The sequence below is a fragment of the Loktanella salsilacus genome (genome assembly GCF_900114485.1).
Lineage (GTDB): Bacteria > Pseudomonadota > Alphaproteobacteria > Rhodobacterales > Rhodobacteraceae > Loktanella > Loktanella salsilacus.
In genome coordinates, this window is record NZ_FOTF01000006.1 from 161,127 (window position 1) to 182,923 (window position 21,797).

At 61.7% G+C, this 21,797-nt stretch carries 21 protein-coding genes; 9 read left to right on the forward strand and 12 right to left on the reverse strand.

Annotated features, from left to right (window positions below; all coding sequences use genetic code 11):
* The first annotated feature begins 150 nt into the window (after positions 1 to 150).
* Together BM131_RS07160 and BM131_RS07165 are read left to right on the forward strand one after the other, a co-directional pair.
* Positions 151 to 2,922 (forward strand): bifunctional [glutamate--ammonia ligase]-adenylyl-L-tyrosine phosphorylase/[glutamate--ammonia-ligase] adenylyltransferase, encoded by a 2,772-nt coding sequence (locus tag BM131_RS07160; RefSeq protein WP_090187772.1) that lies wholly within the window; start codon positions 151 to 153, stop codon positions 2,920 to 2,922.
* The gene (locus tag BM131_RS07165; RefSeq protein WP_090187625.1) at positions 2,919 to 3,191 is read left to right on the forward strand and encodes a hypothetical protein; all 273 of its coding nucleotides are present in this window, start codon (positions 2,919 to 2,921) and stop codon (positions 3,189 to 3,191) included. Before BM131_RS07160 ends, BM131_RS07165 begins: the two co-directional genes overlap by 4 nt.
* Before the next feature lie 101 nt (positions 3,192 to 3,292).
* Here the strand turns inward: BM131_RS07165 and eda are convergent, their stop codons facing one another.
* On the reverse strand, positions 3,293 to 3,934 hold the full coding sequence (gene eda, locus BM131_RS07170; RefSeq protein WP_090187628.1) for a bifunctional 4-hydroxy-2-oxoglutarate aldolase/2-dehydro-3-deoxy-phosphogluconate aldolase: 642 nt from the start codon (positions 3,932 to 3,934) through the stop codon (positions 3,293 to 3,295).
* A 74-nt stretch (positions 3,935 to 4,008) separates the two neighbouring features.
* A complete protein-coding gene (gene edd / locus BM131_RS07175; RefSeq protein WP_090187630.1) occupies positions 4,009 to 5,814 on the reverse strand; it encodes a phosphogluconate dehydratase in 1,806 nt (601 codons plus the stop codon).
* 154 nt (positions 5,815 to 5,968) lie between these two features.
* Between edd and BM131_RS07180 the strand changes: the two genes are divergently transcribed.
* Together BM131_RS07180 and BM131_RS07185 are read left to right on the forward strand one after the other, a co-directional pair.
* Positions 5,969 to 7,165 carry an RSP_2647 family RNA methyltransferase gene (locus tag BM131_RS07180; protein WP_245754160.1) on the forward strand — a complete coding sequence of 399 codons (1,197 nt, stop codon included), beginning with the start codon at positions 5,969 to 5,971 and terminating at the stop codon, positions 7,163 to 7,165.
* A gap of 11 nt (positions 7,166 to 7,176) precedes the next feature.
* Complete coding sequence (locus tag BM131_RS07185; RefSeq protein WP_090187635.1) at positions 7,177 to 7,716, forward strand: RSP_2648 family PIN domain-containing protein; 540 nt, start codon at positions 7,177 to 7,179, stop codon at positions 7,714 to 7,716.
* A 57-nt stretch (positions 7,717 to 7,773) separates the two neighbouring features.
* On the opposite strand, the gene BM131_RS07190 is transcribed toward BM131_RS07185, so the two are convergent.
* The 7 genes from BM131_RS07190 to BM131_RS07220 all read right to left on the reverse strand — a co-directional run bounded on the left by BM131_RS07190 (position 7,774) and on the right by BM131_RS07220 (position 13,463).
* Positions 7,774 to 8,457 carry a M48 family metallopeptidase gene (locus BM131_RS07190; protein WP_090187774.1) on the reverse strand — a complete coding sequence of 228 codons (684 nt, stop codon included), beginning with the start codon at positions 8,455 to 8,457 and terminating at the stop codon, positions 7,774 to 7,776.
* 55 nt (positions 8,458 to 8,512) lie between these two features.
* Entirely contained in the window at positions 8,513 to 9,118 is a 606-nt protein-coding gene (locus tag BM131_RS07195; protein ID WP_090187638.1) for a DedA family protein, read from the reverse strand.
* Positions 9,115 to 9,486 (reverse strand): hypothetical protein, encoded by a 372-nt coding sequence (locus tag BM131_RS07200; protein WP_245754161.1) that lies wholly within the window; start codon positions 9,484 to 9,486, stop codon positions 9,115 to 9,117. The genes BM131_RS07195 and BM131_RS07200 overlap by 4 nt, the downstream gene beginning before the upstream one ends.
* A 66-nt stretch (positions 9,487 to 9,552) precedes the next feature.
* Positions 9,553 to 10,737 (reverse strand): vWA domain-containing protein, encoded by a 1,185-nt coding sequence (locus tag BM131_RS07205; RefSeq protein WP_090187640.1) that lies wholly within the window; start codon positions 10,735 to 10,737, stop codon positions 9,553 to 9,555.
* Positions 10,738 to 10,911: a hypothetical protein gene (locus tag BM131_RS20235; protein ID WP_175499214.1), complete on the reverse strand. Its 174-nt coding sequence runs from the start codon at positions 10,909 to 10,911 to the stop codon at positions 10,738 to 10,740. It abuts the gene before it with no gap.
* Positions 10,912 to 10,929: 18 nt separating this feature from the next.
* Positions 10,930 to 12,270, reverse strand: coding sequence for a DUF2927 domain-containing protein (locus BM131_RS07215; RefSeq protein ID WP_090187643.1), 1,341 nt, complete (start codon positions 12,268 to 12,270; stop codon positions 10,930 to 10,932).
* A 347-nt stretch (positions 12,271 to 12,617) separates the two neighbouring features.
* The gene (locus BM131_RS07220) at positions 12,618 to 13,463 is read right to left on the reverse strand and encodes an AAA family ATPase (protein WP_090187646.1); all 846 of its coding nucleotides are present in this window, start codon (positions 13,461 to 13,463) and stop codon (positions 12,618 to 12,620) included.
* A 225-nt stretch (positions 13,464 to 13,688) separates the two neighbouring features.
* On the opposite strand from BM131_RS07220, the gene dksA reads away from it, so the two are divergent.
* Together dksA and BM131_RS07230 are read left to right on the forward strand one after the other, a co-directional pair.
* Positions 13,689 to 14,111, forward strand: coding sequence for an RNA polymerase-binding protein DksA (gene dksA, locus BM131_RS07225; RefSeq protein ID WP_090187648.1), 423 nt, complete (start codon positions 13,689 to 13,691; stop codon positions 14,109 to 14,111).
* Positions 14,077 to 15,216 (forward strand): FAD-dependent oxidoreductase, encoded by a 1,140-nt coding sequence (locus tag BM131_RS07230; protein ID WP_245754162.1) that lies wholly within the window; start codon positions 14,077 to 14,079, stop codon positions 15,214 to 15,216. Before dksA ends, BM131_RS07230 begins: the two co-directional genes overlap by 35 nt.
* Here the strand turns inward: BM131_RS07230 and BM131_RS19935 are convergent.
* The 3 genes from BM131_RS19935 to BM131_RS07240 form a co-directional block, all read right to left on the reverse strand.
* Positions 15,213 to 15,455 (reverse strand): hypothetical protein, encoded by a 243-nt coding sequence (locus BM131_RS19935; RefSeq protein ID WP_139222595.1) that lies wholly within the window; start codon positions 15,453 to 15,455, stop codon positions 15,213 to 15,215. The two genes, BM131_RS07230 and BM131_RS19935, sit on opposite strands and share 4 nt — an antisense overlap.
* A 77-nt stretch (positions 15,456 to 15,532) precedes the next feature.
* A complete protein-coding gene (gene xth, locus BM131_RS07235; protein WP_090187651.1) occupies positions 15,533 to 16,312 on the reverse strand; it encodes an exodeoxyribonuclease III in 780 nt (259 codons plus the stop codon).
* Positions 16,313 to 16,553: 241 nt separating this feature from the next.
* Complete coding sequence (locus BM131_RS07240) at positions 16,554 to 16,877, reverse strand: HesB/IscA family protein (protein ID WP_090187785.1); 324 nt, start codon at positions 16,875 to 16,877, stop codon at positions 16,554 to 16,556.
* Between the two features lie 73 nt (positions 16,878 to 16,950).
* Here BM131_RS07240 and BM131_RS07245 point away from each other — a divergent pair, with 73 nt between their 5' ends.
* The 3 genes from BM131_RS07245 (at position 16,951) to argS (ending at position 21,773) form a co-directional block, all read left to right on the forward strand.
* Complete coding sequence (locus BM131_RS07245; protein ID WP_090187653.1) at positions 16,951 to 18,123, forward strand: deoxyguanosinetriphosphate triphosphohydrolase; 1,173 nt, start codon at positions 16,951 to 16,953, stop codon at positions 18,121 to 18,123.
* Positions 18,113 to 19,960, forward strand: a complete 1,848-nt coding sequence (locus BM131_RS07250; RefSeq protein ID WP_090187656.1) for a cation:proton antiporter — start codon at positions 18,113 to 18,115, stop codon at positions 19,958 to 19,960. The genes BM131_RS07245 and BM131_RS07250 overlap by 11 nt, the downstream gene beginning before the upstream one ends.
* Positions 19,961 to 20,030: 70 nt before the next feature.
* Positions 20,031 to 21,773: an arginine--tRNA ligase gene (gene argS / locus BM131_RS07255; RefSeq protein ID WP_090187659.1), complete on the forward strand. Its 1,743-nt coding sequence runs from the start codon at positions 20,031 to 20,033 to the stop codon at positions 21,771 to 21,773.
* Positions 21,774 to 21,797: the final 24 nt, after the last annotated feature.

The following is a 21,797-nucleotide window of genomic DNA, read 5'->3' on the forward strand; positions in this document are numbered from 1 at the left end:
CGCATATGACCCGAGCCGCTATTCGCCGTCTTACCGCCCCGTTATCGGTCCAGCGCGACCTCAAACCCTTGCTCATCGCGCAACCTTTTGTCACGCTTGCACGAATAGGACCCGGTCCGACCCTTTGCCGACCAAGTGAAAGCCGAATTGATGACCCTTGCCGACCGCATCACCCACCACCCGCGCCCTTTCGACCCGGATCGGGCGGGCGATGCGATCGCCACCGCGCCTTGGGCGGCCGGACCCTTGCGTGATTTGATCGGCGGCACGGCGGGGTGCAGCCCCTATCTGTCCGGCCTGATCGCACAGCAATCGGACTGGCTGCAGGGCGCTGTGGACGATCCAGAGGCCGCCTTGGCCCAGACCCTTGCGGACATCCCGCAGATCCCCTTTGCAGACCTCGGGCCCGGCCTGCGCCAGACCAAGGCCCGCGTCGCCTTGCTGACGGCGCTGTGCGATCTGGGCGGCGTCTGGCCGCTGGAAACCGTCACGCAAGCGCTGACCGATCTGGCCGCCGCCGCCGTGGATGCCTGTATCGTGCCCCTTGTCGCGGCCGAAATCACGCGCGGCAAACTGCCCGGCATGACCGCAGATGACGCCGCAAGCGCTGCTGGCATGACCGTCCTCGCCATGGGCAAACAAGGCGCAGGAGAGCTGAACTACTCCTCTGATATCGACCTGATCTGCCTGTTCGATGACGACCGCTTTGAACCAGAAGACACCGCCACCGCCCGCGCCGCCTTTGTGCGCGTCACCCGCCGCATGTGCGCTCTGCTGTCCGACAACACCGAAGACGGCTACGTTTTCCGCACGGACCTGCGCCTGCGCCCCGATGCCAGCGTGATGCCGGTCTGCCTGTCGATGACGGCAGCAGAGCGTTATTACGAAAGCGTTGGCCGCACGTGGGAACGCGCCGCCTATATCAAGGCCGCCCCCTGCGCCGGTGATCTGGCCGCCGGACAACGGTTTCTGGACAGCCTGACGCCCTTCGTCTGGCGCAAGCACCTCGACTTTGCCGCGATCCAAGACGCCCACGACATGCGCCTGCGCATCCGCGATCACAAAGGTCTTGGTGGCAAACTGATCCTAGAAGGCCACAACATGAAACTGGGCCGCGGCGGGATCAGAGAGATCGAGTTCTTTACCCAAACCCGCCAGCTGATCGCCGGTGGCCGCGACAAAAGCCTGCGGGTGCGCGGCACTTTGCAGGGTCTAGACCGACTTGCCGCCGCCGACTGGATCGCCCGCGACGTGCAGCAACAACTGACCGATCACTACACCGCCCACCGCACGGTCGAGCACCGCTTGCAGATGATCAACGACGCCCAAACCCACAGCCTGCCCAGCGATGACGCGGGCTTTGACCGCCTCGCGGCTATGATGGACATGGACACGGCGGATCTGCGCCGCGATCTGACGCAGCGGCTGGAACAGGTTCACACCCTGACCGAAGGCTTCTTTGCCCCGGGCAGCGCCGCGCCTGCGGCCCCCGCCGATTGGGGGCAGGACATCACCAGCCGCTGGCCCGACTATCCTGCGCTCCGCTCTGACCGGGCCGTGCAAATCTTTCGCCGCTTGCGCCCGGGCATCCTTGCCCGGCTGGCAGAGGCCGCAAAACCGGACGAGGCGCTGATCAACTTCGACGCCTTCCTCGCAGGCCTGCCCGCAGGTGTGCAGCTCTTTTCCCTGTTCGAGGCAAGCCCCGCCCTAACCCAGCTGATCGTCGACATCTGCGCGACGGCCCCTGCGCTGGCGCAATACCTGTCGCGCAATGCGGGCGTGCTGGATGCGGTCATCGGCGGTGATTTCTTCGCCCCTTGGCCGGGGGCAGAGGCGCTGACGCAAGGCCTGTCCGAGGCGATGTCCGTCACCGACGACTTTGAAACCGCGCTCAACACCGCCCGCCGCTGGGCGCGCGAATGGCACTTTCGCATCGGTGTGCATCACCTGCGCGGCTTGATCGACGCCCCCGCCGCAGGGCAGCACTACGCCGATCTGGCGCAGGCGGTCATCGCCGCGATCTGGCCCATCGTCTGCGCCGATTTCGCCCGCCGCCATGGTCCGTTGCCGGGGCAAGGCGCAGTGGTGCTTGGCATGGGGTCACTGGGGGCAGGGCGCTTGAACGCCCAATCCGACGTTGACTTGATCGTCATCTACGACGCCGACGTCTGGGGCAATTCCGACGGCCCGCGCCCGCTGCCGGTGCGCAGCTACTACGCCCGCCTGACGCAGGCCTTGGTGACCGCGCTGCAGGCACCCATGGCCGACGGCAAGCTATACGAGGTCGATATGCGCCTGCGCCCGTCGGGCAAACAAGGCCCCGTGGCGACCTCTTGGTCGGCCTTCCGCGACTACCAGCAGGACGAGGCGTGGACCTGGGAACACCTTGCCCTGACCCGCGCGCGCCCCATTGCCGGCGCACCTATGCTGATCGCCGGGGTCGAAGCATTCCGCCACACATTGATGAACGCCAAAGGCAAGGGCGGCACGGTGCAAACCGACGTCGCCGACATGCGCGCGCGGCTGGCATCGGCGAAACCCGCACAGGGCAATTGGGACGCGAAAATGGGCCCCGGCCGCTTGATGGACGTGGAACTCGCCGCCCAAACCGCAGCCCTTGTCACGGGCAGCGATCTGCGCGATGTGCCAGGGCAGATCGCAGCGGGTGTCGCTGGCGGCTGGCTGAGCGCCGCACAGGGCGATGCCTTGGCGCAAGCGGCCCAGCTATTCTGGCAGTTGCAGGCGACGGGGCGGCTTTTGACCGGCGGCGTGCTTGACCCGGACGCCCTTGGCGAAGGCGGACGCCGCTTGGTGCTAAGAGAGACTGGATTTGAAACAATGGACGCGCTGGAACACGCTATGACACAGATATCCGCCGCCGCTGACGCCGCCATCTCGGCCCGCCTTGGGGCCGGATCATGAAGGGCGATGCCCTTGATCCCGCAGGATTGATCCGCGAAGCCTACCGCATCGACGGCATCACCGCGCAGGACTGCCGCGTGATTTTTCTGGACTGGGCCATAAAATCGGACGCGCCGGACGACCTGCCCGCCGGGATCAAAAAACTGCTCACGCAATATGCCGATCAGCCCGCCCAACACCCGATGACGCAAACGCTCCGCGCGGGCCTCGAAGACGCCGCAAAACCCACCCGCCGCGGCGGACGGGCAGGGCGACAGCCAGCAAGCTGACTGTCCTTTTTGTCTGGCACCTTCTTCTGGTCAAAAATACCTCGGGGGTGCGGGGGCTGGCCCCCGCTCCTAGGCTTGAGATGTCGCGCTAACTAGACGCCTTAGCGCTTCAAGCCTGCCGCTTCGCGGGCCAATGCTTCAATCCCGGCCCAGTCACCCGCAGCCATCAGATCCTTTGGCGCAACCCAGCTGCCGCCCACGCAAAGCGTGTTGGACAAGGCCAGATAATCGGGCGCGTTCTTAAGTGTGACGCCGCCGGTGGGGCAGAATTTGACCTGTGGGATCGGCGCGCCGATCGCCTTCAGCGCCGCTGCGCCGCCGTTCGCTTCGGCGGGAAAGAACTTTTGCACGGTATAGCCGCGCTCTAGCAGGCGCATCGCCTCTGACGCGGTGGCGACGCCCGGCAGCAGGGGCAGGTCGTTCGCTTCGCAAGCGTCAAGGATCAGGTCTGTCGCCCCCGGAGAGACGCCAAATTTCGCGCCTGCCGCTTTCGCGTTTTCCACATCTTTGGGCGTCAGCAGGGTGCCTGCGCCAACAACACCGCCGGGAATGGCAGCCATTTCGCGAATCGCGTCCAGTGCGGCGGGGGTGCGCAGAGTGACCTCTAGCGCGGGCAGGCCGCCTGCCACCAAGGCGCGGGCCAGATCGGCGGCAAGGCTTGCGTCATCCAGCACGAGCACGGGGACGACGGGGGCCAGAAGGCACAGGTCGCGGTTCAGGTCGGAGGCTTGTTCGGGAGTCATGTATATGTCTTTCGTCTCGATGCTGGGCCGGGGGCAGATGCCTCCGGCGGGAGTATTTCTGGCAAGATGATGAATCAGACGGCGACGCCGGCTCCTTCGGTGACTTGGCCGACATTTTGGCGGAAAACCTCGAATAATTCGCGGCCCACACCTGTGCCGTTGCCGGACAAGTCTGCCACTGCATCGGTGCGGCTTGCAAGGTCCACATTCAACACGTCAATCGTCCCGTTGATCGCATCAAGTCGGATGATGTCGCCGTCGTTGATCTTGGCGATCGGTCCGCCGTTGGCCGCCTCTGGCGCGAGGTGGATGGCGGACGGCACCTTGCCCGACGCGCCGGACATGCGCCCGTCAGTGACAAGGGCGACTTTCAGGCCGCGGTCTTGCAGCACGGCCAGCGTTGGTGTCAGGCCATGCAATTCGGGCATGCCGTTGGATTTCGGGCCTTGGAAGCGGACAACGATGATGGTGTCAGAGGTAAATTCGCCAGCCTTGAACGCCGCTTTGACGCTGTCTTGGTCGTGGAAAATACGGGCCGGGGCTTCAACGATGTGACGCTCTTCTGCGACGGCCGAGATTTTCATCACGCCGCGGCCAAGGTTGCCTTTGAGCTGGGCCAAGCCGCCGTGCTTTTGGAACGGATCAGCGGCAGGGCGCAGGATTTTCGTGTTCAGGCTTTCCCCGGCCCCTTTGGCATAGGTCACCCGGCCAGCATCAAGTTTGGGCTCTTGCGTATATAGGTTCAGGCCATTGCCCGCGACGGTTTTCACATCGTCATGCAGCAGGCCGGCATTTAGCAATTCGCCGATCATATAGCCAAGACCGCCAGCGGCGTGGAAGTGGTTCACGTCGGCCAGACCGTTGGGATAGACCTTCGCCATCAGCGGGGTCACGGCGGACAGATCGCTGAAGTCCTGCAGGTCAAGGATGATGCCAGCGGCGCGCGCCATGGCGGGCAGGTGGATCACAAGGTTGGTTGATCCTCCCGTGGCCATCAGGCCGACAAGGCCGTTCACAAAGGCTTTTTCGTCCAGAATATCGCAGGTGGGCGTGTATTCATTGCCAAGCGCGGTGATTTGGGCCGCACGCTCTGTCCCAGCCACGGTCAGGGCGTCGCGCAGCGGCGTGTTCGGGTTCACAAAGGATGCGCCGGGCAGGTGCAGGCCCATGAATTCCATCAGCATTTGGTTGCTGTTGGCGGTGCCGTAAAATGTGCAGGTGCCCGGACCGTGGTAGGATGCCATCTCGGCCGCCATCAGTTCCTCGCGGCCGATTTCGCCGGTGGCGAATTGCTGGCGGACCTTAGATTTTTCGTCGTTGGGCAAGCCACTGACCATGGGACCCGCAGGCAGGAACACGGAGGGGATATAGCCAAAGGTCGCGGCGGCCATGACAAGGCCGGGGACGATTTTGTCGCAAACGCCCAAGTAGATCGCGGCGTCAAAGGTGTTGTGAGACAGACCCACGGCAGCGGAGAGGGCGATCACATCGCGCGAAAACAGCGACAGTTCCATCCCGGTCTGGCCTTGGGTGACGCCGTCGCACATCGCAGGCACACCGCCTGCAACCTGCGCCGTGGCGCCGGCAGCAATGGCGGCCTTTTTGATCAGCGCAGGGTAGGTTTCAAACGGCTGATGCGCCGACAGCATGTCGTTGTAGGCCGTGATGATGCCGATGTTCGGGGCTTTGTCCGCGACCAGCGCGTCCTTTTGATCGCCCATCGCAGCATAGGCGTGGGCCTGATTGCCGCAGGTCAGGTGCGACCGGCGCGGGCCGACGGCGGCGGCGCGGGCCATAGTGTCCAGATACTGGCGGCGCGGCCCTTCAGAGCGGGCGCGAATCCGGTCGGTGACTTCGGCAATTTTAGGGTGCAGGGCCATGGGTCTTCCCGTGTGTATGATGGATTGCACCCTTCTTAGCATGAACGGTTAGCGCTAACAACGCTTGTCAGGTTGATTTTCGGCCCTTTCGGGCCCAGCTGCGCCTAAAACTGGCCACTGGCGTAGGCGGCCTGCGCAAGTTAAAGCAATGCTCATGAATATGCCCTCTTATCCCACCGTCCGCCTGACCCCAAAGGGGGATGCCCGCGCAATCCGCCACGGCTTCCCTTGGGTCTATGCCAATGAACTGGTCACTGACCGCCGCACACGCGGGCTGACCGCTGGTGCGCTTGCCGTACTAGAGGACGCCAACCGCGTGCCGCTGGGCCTTGTCACCGTGAACCCGGCGTCAAAGATCATCTGCCGGATGATCGACCGCGACACAGAAGCGGTGATCGACACCGCATGGTTCGCGGCCAAGCTGACCCGCGCGCTGATCCACCGCGAGCGGATCTATGACGCGCCCTTCTATCGCCTTGTCCATGCAGAGGCCGACGGCCTGCCCGGCGTCGTCATCGACCGCTTTGGCGATACCGCTGTGATCCAGCCGAACGCCGCCTGGGCCGATGCGCTGATCGAGCCGCTGTGCGATGCATTGGTGCAGGTGACGGGTGTGACCACGGTCGTGATGAACGCCTCTGGCCGCGCGCGTAGCCTTGAAGGGCTTGACGACCGCATGGGCATTCTGCGCGGCGATGCGCCGACGGCAGCGATCCCGGTGCCGATGAATGGTGCGACCTATATGGCCGATCTGATGGGCGGGCAAAAGACCGGCCTGTTCTTTGACCAACGCCCGAACCACGCCTTTGCCGCCAGCCTGTCGCGCGGCGCGCGGGTGCTGGATATGTTCAGCCACGTCGGCGGCTTTGGCCTTGCCGCTTTGGCAGGCGGGGCGGCCTCTGTGCTGGCCGTAGACGGATCAGAGCCTGCACTGGCGCTGGCCGATCAAGGCGCGGCCGCGATGGGCGTGTCGGACAAGTTCACCACGCGCAAGGGCGACGCCTTTGACACACTGGCCGCATTGGCCGAAGAGGGCGCGCAGTTCGATTTGGTCGTCTGCGATCCGCCTGCTTTTGCGCCGAACAAATCCTCGCTCGAGGCCGGTTTGCGCGCTTACGAGCGGATTGCCCGTCTGGCGGCCACGCTGGTCGCTGATGGCGGCTATCTGATGGTGTGTTCGTGCAGCCATGCCGCTGATCTGACGCGGTTCCGCAATGCCTCTGCCCGCGGTATCGGCCGCGCTGGTCGGCGCAGCCAAGTGATCCAGACTGGCTTTGCCGGGCCGGACCACCCGCTGCTGCCGCATCTGGCTGAAAGCGGCTATCTGAAAGCGGTGACGTTCCGGCTATAGGGGCCCTGCCTGTGAAGGTCCTTCTTGACGCCTGCGTTCTATATCCAACCGTGATGCGCGAAGTGCTGATCGGTTGCGCATCAGCAGGGCTGTTTCAGCCCTGCTGGTCGCCGCGCATCTTGGAAGAATGGGCGCGGGCGACGGTCAAACTGGGACCAGAGGCCGAAGTCTTTGCCCGCGGCGAAATCGCGACGCTGACCGCCCAATTCCCCCGTGCCTCTGTGACGCCGGACGACGGTATGCTGCGGCGGCTGTGGCTGCCGGACGCGGATGACATCCACGTTTTGGCTGCCGCTGTTGCGGGACATTGCGATGCAATCCTGACCATGAACGCCAAGGATTTTCCCGGCAATCTGCTGGCCGAAGAAGACCTGTTCCGCGCTGATCCCGACGGATTTCTGCTGCGCCTGCATGACGAAGCGCCTCAGGTCGTCAGCGATATCGCGCACAAAGTCTTGGCCGAGGCGAACCGGCTCTCACCCGAACCTTGGACCATCCGCGCGCTGATGAAAAAAGCCCGCCTGCCGCGTTTTGGCAAAAGGCTAATGTAGCCGAATTTTCGTCGAAAATTCGGAAGACTCCAATTTTTCGCCGAAAAATTGCCGGCGTTACGCGTTCCAGCGCGCCTCGTTCTGCTGGATGGCGGCAATGCGCAGGGCGGTTTTGGGATGGCTCAGCATCCAAGCAGGCGTGCCTTTACCTGCGGTTCCGGTCAGGTGCTCTAGCTTGTGAAATAACGACTGCTGCGGCGCTGTGCCGATCCCGCATTTCACAAGTAGGGCAGAGGCATAGGCATCCGCCTCAAACTCGTCCGCGCGCGACAGCCGCGCGGCAAGCAGCGCCATCAGCCCGTTGCCGATCCAGCCGCCAATGCCCGGCAAAAACCGGTTCAGCACCATCGCAATCGCCGTGCGCATCGCGTTTTGCGCGGCGAAATCGGTCATGCGGCGGCGCGAATGGCCAAGGGCGACGTGCCCCAGTTCGTGCGCGATCACGCTGGCCAGCTCCTCTGCCGTGACTTCGCCTGCGCGGTAGCGATCAAAGAACCCGCGCGTGATGAAGATGCGGCCATCCGGCGCGGCAAGGCCGTTCACCATCGCGACCTCGTAAATGTGCACCTTGATCCGTTTGATATCCAGCGCCTGCGCCATCCGGTCCGTCAAGGCGCGCAGGCGCGGATCAGCCAGTTCGGTGGATGCACCGTCAAGCTCTCGCCGCGTGCGCCACGCAGAAAAGTGGTACAGCGCAAGGCCGTAAGCAAGGGCGAGCAGGATGGGGGTAAACTTGAGCATGTTACCCATATGGGGGCACAGCAGCGCAATTGCCAAGGCATCATGGCACCTTGCGTCAATCCGTAGCCATCACCGCCTTATGCCGCGCGCGCAGCAGCCACAGCCCCAGCAGTGTTACTGCCGCTAGCGCAAGGATCAATCCCGACACATTGCCCATCAAAGACGTAAGTTCAGCAACCCGGTCCGCGAAACTATAGCCCAGCCCAACATAAAGGCTGACCCAGACGATTTCCCCGGCAATGCCCCACAGCGCAAAACGCAGCCACGAAAACTGCGTCAACCCGCTGACATAATTGATATACGGCCCCAGCGGTGCCACCAACCAGCACGAGAAGAACACGCTCGACCCGCCCCAGCGGTTCATAAAGGCCTGCCCCTTGCGATGCATCGCTGCGCGTTTGGGCCGCGCAGCCAACCAGTCGCTGAGCCGCGTTCCCATGCCGCGCGCCAGCCAATAGCCGCTGTTGTCCCCCAGTACCGCGCCGGAAAAGGCTGCGATCATCACCGCCATCAGCGACAAGTCCCCGGTCTGGGCAAAGCCGCCAGATGCCAGCATCAGCAAGGACGACGGCACAGGCAGCGCGAGGCAGGACAGGAAGGTCACGCAAAACAGGATCGGCACGCCGTAATCGGCGATCAGGGCAAGGGCGAGATCGCTCATCTCTCGCGCTCTACCAGGGCGTTGCGCCAATCTGTGACAGCCGCGTCGATACGCACCTGCAAGTCGTCCAGCGTCACGCCATTTTCTTTGGCAATCGCGTCCAGCGATTTGCGGCGCGGTTTTTGCGCGGGGTCCAGAAATAGCGCGGGAACAAACACCTCTGGCGGGATGTGGTAGGATTGGGCGACATAGCGCGGCGTCATCCACCCCGCGAGCGCCTGATCGCGGTGCGCAGGATCGTTCCAATACAGCGCCTGCGATAGCGTCTGAAACCCAAAGTACAGCAGCGCCACCACGGCAATGGCAAAAGCGATCAAGGCTGTTCGGTTATGCTGCCAAAGGTGGCGGATCATCATGATACTATCCATGTGCGCGGCCTGATCGTTCTGATCATGCCAGTATAGAACGCAACAACAGGTTAAGTCCGCCGCAGCTTAGGTCAACAACTTCATCGCAGCGCCAATACCGCCAAGGGTCATGGGCTGCATCCGGCCGGGACCAAAGAGCTGCTGGATCATCTGGATCGATTGGGTGTGGCCCCAATAGTGTTCGGGCAGGGGATTGATCCAGACATGGGCGGGCCATTGCTGGCGCGCACGGTCCAGCCAGACCGCACCTGCCTCGGCGTTCCAATGTTCATTCGCGCCGCCGGGGCTGGCAATTTCATAGGGCGACATGCTGGCGTCGCCGACGAAAATGCATTTGTAATCAGAGCCATACTTGCGCAGCACATCCCAGGTTGGCGTCTGCGCGTTCCAACGGCGGCGGTTGTCGGTCCACACGCCTTCATACAGGCAGTTGTGGAAATAGAAGTGCTGCATGTGCTTGAATTCAGCGCGGGCGGCGCTGAACAACTCTTCCACCACCTTGACGTGCGGGTCCATGCTGCCGCCAATGTCTAAGAATAGCAGCACCTTAACCGCATTGCGCCGCTCTGGCCGGGTTTGCACGTCCAGATAGCCATGTTCGGCCGTCTTTTGGATCGTGCCGTCCAGATCAAGCTCTTCTTCCGCGCCGTCCCGCGCCCATTTGCGCAGGCGCTTTAACGCGACTTTAATGTTGCGAGTGCCAAGATCGACGGTGTCGTCCAGATCGCGGAATTCGCGTTTGTCCCAGACTTTCACAGCGCGCTGATGCCGGCTCTCGTTCTGGCCGATCCGCACGCCTTCTGGATTGTAACCATAGGCGCCAAAGGGGGATGTGCCCGCTGTCCCAACCCATTTGCTGCCGCCCTGATGGCGCTCTTTTTGCTCGGCCAGCCGCTGCTTGAGCCGCTCCATCAACGCGTCAAAGCCGCCGGTCGCTTCGATTTCGGCCTTTTCTTCGGGGGTCAGGTGCTTTTCCGCCAGCTTTTCCAGCCAATCGGCGGGAATATCGACGGCGTCCATGACCTGTTGATCGCTGATTGCCTCTAACCCGGCAAAGCTGGCGGCAAAGGCGCGATCATAGCGGTCGATGTGGCGTTCATCCTTGACCATGATCGTGCGGCCAAGGTGATAAAACGCGTCGACATCATAGGTCGCAAGGCCCGCTTTCATCCCCTCAAGGAACGCCAGAAACTCGCGGATCGACACCGGCACACCGTGGTTGCGCAGATTGTCAAAGAACCGCAGGAACATCTAGGCGACGGCGGCGCGCTGCATGAAAACCAGCACGAACAGCCCGACAATGCCCAGCATAACCGCAAAGGCCGTGCCCCATTGCAGCATATCCATGACCGTGCCGCCGCGCTTTTTCGCGCGGATTGCGCCGATCAGGGCACCAATAATGATACCGCCAAGGGGAAAGATCATCGGGTTGCGCCTTTGTCTCTAGGGGCGCAGCCCGCGGACTTCCGCCAGGCGAGCGCGCACATTTGCATCACTGCCAAAGCCGTATCGCGCCCATCCCAGACTGTCCACCCGCACCGCTTCGGCTGCGACACTGTCACCTTGCATGTCCAGCGCCTCGGCTTTGAACATCATCAAAAACGCAAGCAGGGCAGCGTTGTGGTGGCGCTGTGCGATAGGAATAGCGCTGTCGACAAGGCTAATCGTGCCTGCCGCATCGCCCGCAGATAGGGTGAAAGCGGCCTTTTGCACCGCGATATGGGCGCGGTGAATTTGCAGCGATGGCGAGGTGCTATAGATCTGGTCGGCCCGGTTAAACGCGGCCAGCGCAGCGGATGCATTCACGCCAACCTGCAAACGGCCCATCGCGTAATAAGAGAACCCTTCGCGGGTGCCGCCCCACCTGAATTGCTGCGCCATATTCACGGCGCGCTCTGCCGACTGACGCCGCGTCCCAGCAGAGGCATTGGTTAGCGCCGCTTCAATCGCGGAAATCCATTCGCGCGATGTGTCTGGAAAGACTCCGGTGCCGCCGCGCTGGCCCGCCGGGTTCAGCCGCGCCAGCACTGGCGCAATCACGTCTGATGCTTGCTGCCGGCTCATGCCGCTGTGCATTTCGGGCGCATAGGTCGCGCGCAGGATCAACATGTCAAAACCGGTCAGAACGGCGTGAATGTTGTCGTCATTAAAGACCGAGTCGGGCAGGCGGTACAGATCGTTGAGTGGCCCCAGCGCTTGGGCCAATTCTTCGTGCAGGCAATCGCGGATTTCCTGCGGAGCTGCTTCGGCGGGGATAAAGATCGCAGCCTTTGTACGGGTCTGCAGCGCGGTCCAGTCGACGGCGCTGGTCTTGCGCATGGCAAGGTATTCGTCCCAGTTGCGCACATTTGGCACAACGAAACAGGCCGCATTCGGCACCGCGCGCTGCAAGGCTTTTTGCGGCACGGTCTGCACGATGATATTGGCATCGGCCTGATCGGTGCGACTAATCGGGATCGCCGCCTCTTTGCGCAAACGGCCCAGCAACGATTCTAGATCAGCGATCAGTGTGGCTGGCGCCCCCGGTGCGACGCGGACGCTGATCGGTCCCTCAAAACGCGACATGGCCGCGATAGCGCGGCCGCTTTCTAGGCGAAACGACAGGTCCAAAAAGTCCTGTCCCATTTCGGGATTATTGCGCGTGACTGGCACGACATAGTTGTCTGTGAACCCGCGCATCGCTGGCAGCGCACTGGCGGTCGCGCCGCGTGTCGGCGGGGCCGCAGGAGCAGGAGAGCAAGACGCCAGCAGCGCCGCCATCATAAAGGTAGACGCGCGGTTCATGATGCCGTCGCCCCCGCATCGCTGTTATTGCAATACAAACCGGCGGGCCGCGCAGAAGCAGCTACCAGTGTCACCAAACAACAGCGCATAGCGGGCAGCAAATGTGCCTGAGTCAAAATCGCTCTCCTCTTTACGTACAAATCCTGTGTGCAGCAGGACTGCGTTATCTTCGCGCCTAGATTGCGGCATTGCCGTGGAATTACGCTTAAGGGCGGCTTTCGTAAGGCCGGACCGCAGTCGCGAATCGAGTCCACGGCACCGATTCTTGCCTCATTGATAGCAGAGCTTGCGGCAAAGGCGCGGTGATTTGTGCGCCCCGCGGGCAGGGCGCACCGTATCTATCGGTCTTAGCGGGCGCTGCGGGCCATAAACGCAAGGCGTTCAAACAAATGAACATCCTGTTCATTTTTCAGCAGCGCGCCATGCAAACGGGGCAGGGCGTTTTTCGAATCGCGCCGCAGATCCTCTGGCGAAAGGTCCTCTGCCAGCAGCAGTTTGAGCCAGTCCAGCACCTCTGACGTGGACGGCTTTTTCTTCAACCCTGCCGTGTCGCGCAACTCGTAAAACTGCGTCAAAGCGGTCGTCAGCAGGGCATCTTTGATCCCCGGATGATGCACGGCGACAATTTTGCGCATCGTGTCGATGTCAGGAAAACGGATGTAGTGGAAAAAGCAGCGCCGCAAAAAGGCGTCTGGCAGTTCCTTTTCGTTGTTGGACGTGATGATCACGATGGGCCGCACGGCGGCGCGCACCGTCTCGCCTGTTTCGTAGACGTGGAATTCCATCCGGTCGAGCTCTTGCAGCAGATCGTTCGGAAATTCGATATCGGCCTTGTCGATCTCGTCGATCAGCAGCACGGACCGCTGTTTGGCCGTAAAGGCCTGCCACAGTTTGCCGCGTTTGATATAGTTGGCGACGTCATTGACGCGTTCGTCGCCAAGCTGGCTATCGCGCAGCCGGCTGACGGCGTCGTATTCATACAGGCCCTGCTGCGCGCGGGTCGTGGATTTGATGTGCCATTCGATCATCGGCATATTCAGTGCTGCGCTGACTTGTCGCGCCAGCTCTGTCTTGCCGGTGCCGGGCTCGCCCTTAACCAGCAAAGGGCGCTGCAAGGTGATCGCCGCATTCACGGCCATCGTCAGATCATCGGTCGCGACATAGGCGTCGGTGCCAGTAAAGGCTTGGGTCATTCGCATCTCCTGTCTTTGGCGCAGGGTGTGGTGTTGCCCTGCGGGGGGCAAGTGTTATTCCTAGTTTACCAAGGGTTAATTTTAGATCGAATTGGTATGTATCACTGCTGTTTAGGGGGGTGACAGACTCGCCCGATGGGGGTAAACGGACGCCAATCTAGGGGAGTTTGCCAGATGTCCGGAGTTACCGCCGTTAAAGTATCTGGCGCAAGTGGGGACACCAATATGAAAGCAGAGACCTTCCTGCCGGACAATTATACGCCGGCCGAAGACGAGCCATTCATGAACGAGCGTCAGGTCGAATATTTCCGACGCAAACTGCTCAACTGGAAATCCGACCTGATGGAAGACACCCGCGACACCGTCGCCGGTATGAAGGATCAGACCCGTAACATTCCTGACGTGGCCGACCGCGCCTCTGAAGAAACGGATCGGTCGCTTGAACTGCGCACCCGCGATCGTCAGCGCAAGCTGGTGTCCAAGATCGACGCCGCCCTGCGCCGCATCGACGAAGGCGAATTTGGCTACTGCTCTATGACCGGCGAGCCGATCAGCCTGAAGCGTCTGGACGCACGTCCCATCGCCACGATGTCGCTAGAAGCGCAGGAACGCCATGAGCGCCGCGAAAAAGTGCACCGCGACGACTGATCAGATGATTGCCCATTCCCATGTCGCCGTCATTGGCGGCGGCATAGGCGGATTGTCCACGGCGCTGGCCCTTGCGATGCAGGGGGCCAGCGTTGTTGTTTACGAACAGGCCCCCGCAATTGCAGAGGTCGGCGCAGGTCTGCAAATCACCCCCAACGGCGCGCGTGTTCTGAACTGGCTTGGCTTGACCGAGGCGCTGGAGGCTGCCGGTTTGCCCGCCCAGGCCGTGGTGCCGATGGACGGGCTAACAGGGCGCGCAGTCACGCGCTTTGATCTGTCCGCGCAGGACCCGGCGTACCACTTTGTCGCGCGGTCCGATCTTATCGATATGCTCGCGACGGCCTGCCACCGGCGCGGTGTCCAGATCGTGCTGAACCACTGCGCCGAAGACCTGCCAGAGGCTGATTTGGTCATCGGGGCTGACGGCATCCGGTCTGTGACGCGGGGCATGCTTAACGGCTCTGCTGCGCCCAAATTTACCGGCCAAGTCGCTTGGCGTGCTGTGATCAAGGCAGAGGCCGCGCCTGAGGCCCGCATCTGGATGCTGCCGCGCCGCCACGTCGTGACCTATCCGCTGCCCGGCGGGCGGCTGAATATCGTGGCCGTGCAAGAACGCAGCGACTGGGCCGACGAAGGCTGGCACCACCCGGACGAGCCCGCGCATCTGCGCGAGGCTTTTTCTGACGGCTGCGGTGCGTTGCAATACATCCTGATGCAGGTTGAAAATCCGAACCTTTGGGGCTTGTTCCAGCATCCCGTCGCGCCGGTGTGGGTGACGGACCGCGTCGCCCTCGTCGGTGACGCTGCCCATCCAACGCTGCCCTTTTTGGCGCAGGGGGCAAATCTGGCATTAGAAGACGCTGCGGTTCTGGCGCGCCAGCTTGCGCTGCATGGGTTAGCTGCTGGCCTGCCGCGGTACCAAGCGTTGCGCCAACCCCGCGTGCGCCGTGCGATTACAGCCGCCAGTGCCAATGCCGGAAACTACCACCTGCGCGGCGCGCGCCGCCGGGTCGCGCATCTGGGACTAAAGGGGTTGGGGCTCGTCGCGCCGGGGGCCTTCATTGGCCGGATGGACTGGCTTTACGGTTATGACGCAACGGCTTAGGGCCAGTTGCGGCCCGTCTCTGCTGTGGCGCGTTCCAGCACAGTCATGGTGACATAGTCCACGCGGTAGACGTCCCGTTCTATCCTGAAATACACCCAGCCATCCTGCGCAGGTGGCAGGCCGTACCAGCGGGCATCCATGACCATGGAATATTGGCCCTTTTGAATGACCTCTCCAATCGTGACCGGAGGCGGCGATTTTTTAACCGGGACTGACACGCAGGCCCCGGCTGCTGCCATACGGCATTGCGCCTGTGCAGGTGCCGCTGCGACCGTAAGATATATGAAAAACAATAACTTACGGTGCAAAGCTTATCCTATGCCGCTAGGTCGACCCAAACAGGGACATGATCACTCGGTTTTTCCCGCCCGCGCAGGTCTTTTTCGATATAGCAATCGCGCATCAGGTCGGCGCATTGCGGTGTCATCAGTATGTGATCAATGCGGATGCCGTCGTTTTTGTTCCACGCACCCGCCTGATAATCCCAAAAAGAATAATGCCCCGGCCCACTGGTGCGGGCGCGGAATCCTTCGGTGAACCCAAGGTTTACGATCCGGCGAAACGCGGCGCGGCTGTCAGGGCGAAACAGGGCATCCTCGCGCCACGCATCGGGGCGGGCGGCGTCTTCGGCCTGCGGAATAATATTATAGTCGCCCGCCATCAAAGCGGGCATTTCCTGCGTCAGCAGGTCCTTGGCGCGGGCGTGAAGCCGGTCCATCCAGGCAAGTTTGTAGTCAAACTTTGGCCCGGGTGCAGGATTGCCGTTCGGCAGATACAACCCGCACAGCCGCACCGCGACGTCGCCGACGACCGTCGCCTCGATCCAGCGGGCTTGCTCGTCTTCGTCGTCACCGGGCAGCCCGCGAGTGACGTCTTCCAGCGGAAGCTTGGACAAAATGGCGACGCCGTTGAACCCCTTTTGTCCGTGGGTCTCAACATTATAGCCAAGGTCTTCGATGATTTGTCGGGGAAAGCCGTCGTCGACGGATTTGATTTCCTGCAGCAGCGCCACATCAGGGGCGCTGTCTTGCAGCCATGTCGTCAGCTCTTCGATACGTGCTTTGACGCCATTAATGTTGAAAGTCGCAATTTTCATAAGCCGCCCCAATTTTTCGCCACGCTAACGGTGGCGACGGCGCGGCACAAGATCAGCGGTCGTCGCGCACGCGAACCGGGATGCGCACCGGCTGCTCTGCAACCTGGCCTGCTGCGGCAGCAGCTGCGATTCCGGCAAGAATGGTGATGGCGATGATGGCAGTCATGGCGGTCTCCGTCTGGTCAGTTATTACTGTAACAACATTATGGCGTGAAAGATAGTTCCACGATGTCGCATCACATCACATTGAAAATGACGTCCCGCACCCGCAGGACGACGTCGCATTCGGGTTCTGGATCACGAAACGTGCGCCAATTAATTCTTCGGTAAAGTCGATCACGGCCGAGGCAAGGAAGGGCAGCGATACAGAATCGATCACCACAGTTTCGCCGCTGGCTTCTAGCTTTAGGTCGTCGTCTGTCGCGTCATCCAGCGCGATTTCGTATTGAAATCCGGAACATCCGCCACCTTCGACGGCAACGCGCAGGGCCTTGCCCTGCGAAGACGCGCCAATTTCGGCGAGCCGTTCAAAGGCACGGGGGGTCACGGTTGGGGGCAGGGTCAGCATGTTGCACCTATCGGTCAGCGGTTCCATTCAATATAGGAAGGACAGGCACAGGTCACAAGCAGGCAACATCATGGCAGCCCCATATGCGACAGATCCCGCCACCGCACGCGGACGGCTTTACCCGGAAGAGGAAAGTCATTTTCGCTCGCCCTTTCAACGGGATCGGGACCGGATCATCCACGCAAGCGCGTTCCGCAGGCTGAAGCATAAGACCCAAGTGTTTATCGAACATGAAGGCGATTATTTCCGCACGCGCCTGACCCACTCGATCGAGGTCGCGCAGGTCGCCCGCACCGTCGCCGCCGCGTTGGACCTGAACGCAGAGCTGACAGAGGCTGTCGCGCTGGCCCACGACCTTGGCCACACCCCCTTTGGCCACACCGGAGAGGAGGCGCTTGACCGCCTCATGCAGCCTTACGGCGGTTTTGACCACAATGCGCAGGCGCTACGGATTGTGACTGATCTGGAACGGCACTACGCCGAATGGGACGGTCTGAACCTGACGTGGGAGACGCTGGAAGGCATCGCCAAGCACAATGGCCCGGTGCCAAAACCCTATCCATGGGCGCTGACCGCCTACAACCAGCGCCATGATCTAGAGCTGGACACCCATGCCAGCGCAGAGGCGCAGGTCGCGGCCCTTTCAGATGATATTGCGTATAATAACCATGACTTACACGACGGTCTTCGTGCAGAACTGTTTAGCACCGACGAGCTGGCTGAGATGCCAATCCTCAAGGACTGTTTTGCCCGCGTCGACGCGCTTTATCCCGGCTTGAACTATTACCGCCGCCGCCACGAGGCGCTGCGCCGGTTCTTTGGTGTGCTGGTCGAGGATGTGATTGACGTCAGCCGCAAAAATTTGGCGGATTTCAACCCTGCGACGGTGGCTGATATTCGCAACGCCGGGCGGATGATGATCCAGTTCTCTCCTGCGCTGTGGAAAGATTTAAAAGTGATCCGTAAGTTCTTGTTTGAACGCATGTATCGCGCCCCGGCCGTCGTCGAAATGCGCCATGCGGTCACGCATATGATTGACGAGCTATTCCCATTCTATTTGCACAATCCGGGCGAGCTGCCAAAGCAGTGGCGCAAAGAAGTGGCCGAGGCGCAGAGCGATGAAGCCTTGGCAAGAATTGTAGCGGACTACATCGCTGGCATGACAGACCGTTTCGCAATCCAAGAACACACCCGCCTGATCGGCGGTACAGACGTTCCACCAGGAGTCACCGATGGCCATTGAGACCGTTCCCGGCGCGCTAAGCCCCGTTATTGCAATCGCGCTTGTCGGCGGACTTGGTGTGGGATCGCAATGGCTTGCGTGGCGTTTGCGCATGCCCGCTATCGTTTTGATGCTTGTCGCCGGGATTGTGATTGGGCCCGTCCTGGGCATCTTTGATCCGGCACGCGACATTGGCCCGCTGATGGGGCCCATCATCGCGATTGCTGTGGCAATTATCCTGTTCGAGGGTGGCTTGACGCTGAACTTTCACCAGCTGCTGGATGCGGCGGTCGGCGTGCGGCGGCTCGTCTTTATCGGCGCACCGCTCGGGTGGGTTTTGTCAATGTTAACATTGCACTATGGCGCGGGGCTCACGTGGTCTTCGTCGTGGGTCTTTGGCGGCATTCTCATCGTCACAGGCCCCACCGTGATCGCGCCCTTGCTGCGCACGGCGCGTCTGTCGCGCCGCCCATCCCAGTTGTTGCAATGGGAGGCGATCGTTAACGATCCCATCGGCGCCATGGCTGCCGTTTTGGCCTTCGAAGTTGTCTTGGTCATTAACACAGCTGAAACCATTGGCGGCGCAATCTGGGAATTAGGGGTCGGAATCGGCTTTGCCCTCGCGCTTGGTCTGGCGGCGGGCTACGGCCTTGCGGCTGCGTTCCGGCGCGGCTGGGTGCCGGAATATATGAAGGTGTCGATCCTGTTTGCTTTGCTGCTGGGGATCTTTGGAATTTCGGACGCGGTGCTGCACGAAAGCGGGCTGCTGGCTGTAACGGTGATGGGTATCGTGATCGCGAATGCAAACTTGCCATCCTACGAAGAGTTGCGCCGTTTCAAGGAACACGCGACGATCCTGCTGGTGTCGGGCGTGTTTATCCTGCTGGCGGCGAACCTTGATTTTGGGGCGCTGGGACTGCTGACATGGCGCTCTGTTATCTTTGTCGGTTTGATTATTTTCGTCGCGCGCCCCGTGACTGTCTTCGCCTCGCTTTGGGGTTCGGGCATTCCGTGGCGCGAACAGGTGTTGATCGCCTTTACCGGCCCGCGCGGCGTTGTTCTGGTTGCGGTGGCGGGGCTGTTCGCCGAACGTCTGCTGGCGCTGGGGTTCGAGGATGCAGCCCTGATTAGCCCGCTGGCCTTTGTGCTGGTCGCGGCGACGGTGGTGCTGCATGGCTTTACGCTGAAACCTTTCGCGCAATTCCTCGGCCTCACAGGCGCAGGCAATCCGGGCGTTGTGATCATCGGCGGATCGACGTGGACGACTGCACTGGCAGAGGCCTTGATCAAGGCAGAGGTGCCAGTGCTGATGACCGATCCCAACTTTGGCCACCTGCGCGCGGCGCGGGCGGCGGGGATTGCGACATTCTCTGGCGATATTTTGTCCGAGGGGGCAGAGCAGCGGTTAGAACTGGTCAGCTACGCCACGTTGCTCGCGGCGACGGACAACGACGCCTATAATACGCTGGTTGCCACCGACCTTGCGCCGGAATTTGGCCGCGAAAGCGTGTTTCAGGTCGCCCGCACCAAGACCGACTCGGCGCGGCATGCGCTGCCTGCGACGCTGGGCGGGCGCACCTTTGCCCATGGCGCGACCTTTGACGAAATGAACCGCCTTGTGAACCAAGGCTGGACGTTCCGCATTACCCGCCTGACCGAAGAGTTCACGCTGCAACACTGGATCGACAAGCGGCCTGCGTCCCATCTGGTCGCGCGTATTTTGCCGAACGGAGAGTTCAAGATGCTGTCCGATCCGGCCGATATGCGCGGCGTGCCGGACACCCGGATCATCGCCTTGCGCCCGCCAGAGGGGGCCGAGGACGGCACCCCCGCAGTCCAGCCGCCAGCAAGTGCGTAACGCCAGCCTGCGTTGACCTTTGCCGTGGCGGTGGTATGACCGCCACGATCACTGAACGAAAGCTAATGCCATGAACATCTTTGCCGACCTGCGCACCCTTGTCATCGACACGCTGGCCGGGATGGAGCGAGACGGACTTCTGCCTGCCGGCCTGGCCACCGACGCTGTGTCGGTCGAGCCGCCGCGCGATGCAGGTCATGGCGATATGGCGACGAACGCCGCGATGGTGCTGGCGAAACCCGCTGGCATGAAACCGCGTGACATTGCAGACGCGCTTGCCGCGCGGCTGACAGACGATCCGCGCGTCGCGAGCGTCGATATTGCAGGCCCCGGTTTCCTGAACCTGCGGCTGGCCGATACGGTCTGGCAGGGGCTGGTGGTTAACGCTTTGACCGATCCGGGTTTTGGCCGCAGCACGATGGGCGGGCAGGAAAAGGTGTTGGTGGAATACGTGTCTGCCAATCCCACGGGCCCGCTGCATGTGGGTCACACGCGCGGCGCGGTCTTTGGTGACGCGCTGGCCAGCCTGCTGGACTACGCGGGTTATGACGTGACCCGTGAATATTACATTAACGATGGCGGCGCGCAGGTCGATGTCCTCGCGCGGTCGGTCTATCTGCGGTATCAAGAGGCGCATGATCTGTCCGTCGATTGGCCAGAGGGCACCTATCCGGGCGATTATCTGATCGACGTCGGCGAGGCGCTGAAGGCCAAGGTCGGCGATATCTGGCTGGACGCGCCAGAGGATGTCTGGCTGCAAGAGGTGCGCCTGTTCGCGACCGAAGCCATGATGGACCTGATCCGGTCGGACTTGGCCAAGTTGAACATCACGATGGACAACTTCTATTCGGAAAAGTCGCTCTACGGCACCGGCAAGATTGAAAAAGCCATTGCCCAGCTGGACGCTGCTGGCCTGATCTATCGCGGCACGCTAGAGCCGCCCAAGGGCAAGATGCCCGAAGATTGGGAGCCGCGCGAGCAGACGTTGTTCAAGTCCACGGAACACGGCGATGACGTTGACCGGCCTGTGCAGAAATCTGACGGGGCTTGGACCTATTTCGCGCCCGATATTGCGTATCACTATGACAAGATCGAACGCGGCTTTGACTCGCTGATCGACGTCTTTGGCGCGGACCACGGTGGCTATGTCAAACGGATGAAGGCGGCGGTTTCCGCGCTGTCGGGTGGCCGCGTACCGCTGGATGTGAAGCTGACGCAATTGGTCAAGCTGTCGAAAAATGGCGAGCCGTTCAAGATGTCCAAGCGGGCAGGGACGTTTATTACCCTGTCTGACGTGGTGGACGAGGTCGGTGCCGACGTGACCCGGTTCCACATGCTGACGCGCAAGAACGACGCGCCGCTGGATTTCGACTTTGCAAAAGTGACCGAACAGTCCAAGGACAACCCGGTTTTCTATGTGCAATACGCCCATGCCCGCGTGAACTCTGTCCTGCGCAAGGCGCGCGAGGCGGGGATCGCGGTGGATGATGCCACGCTGGCCGGCGCTGATCTGACCAAGCTGAACCACGCGGCAGAGCTTGCCGTTGCGCGTAAAGTCGCCGAATGGCCGCGCATGGTGGAAATCGCGGCCAAAGGCCACGAGCCGCATAAGATCGCGTTTTACCTGTATGATCTGGCCTCTGACCTGCATGGTTTGTGGAATTTGGGCAACGCAGAGACTGATCTGCGCTTCATTCAGGATGGCGACAATGCAACATCGCAGGCCAAGATTGCGCTGATCCGGGCTGTTCAGGTTGTGATCGCAGGTGGTTTGGGTATCCTTGGCGTCACACCGGCCGAAGAGATGCGCTAAGCGTCCGATAAGGTCAGAGGCAAG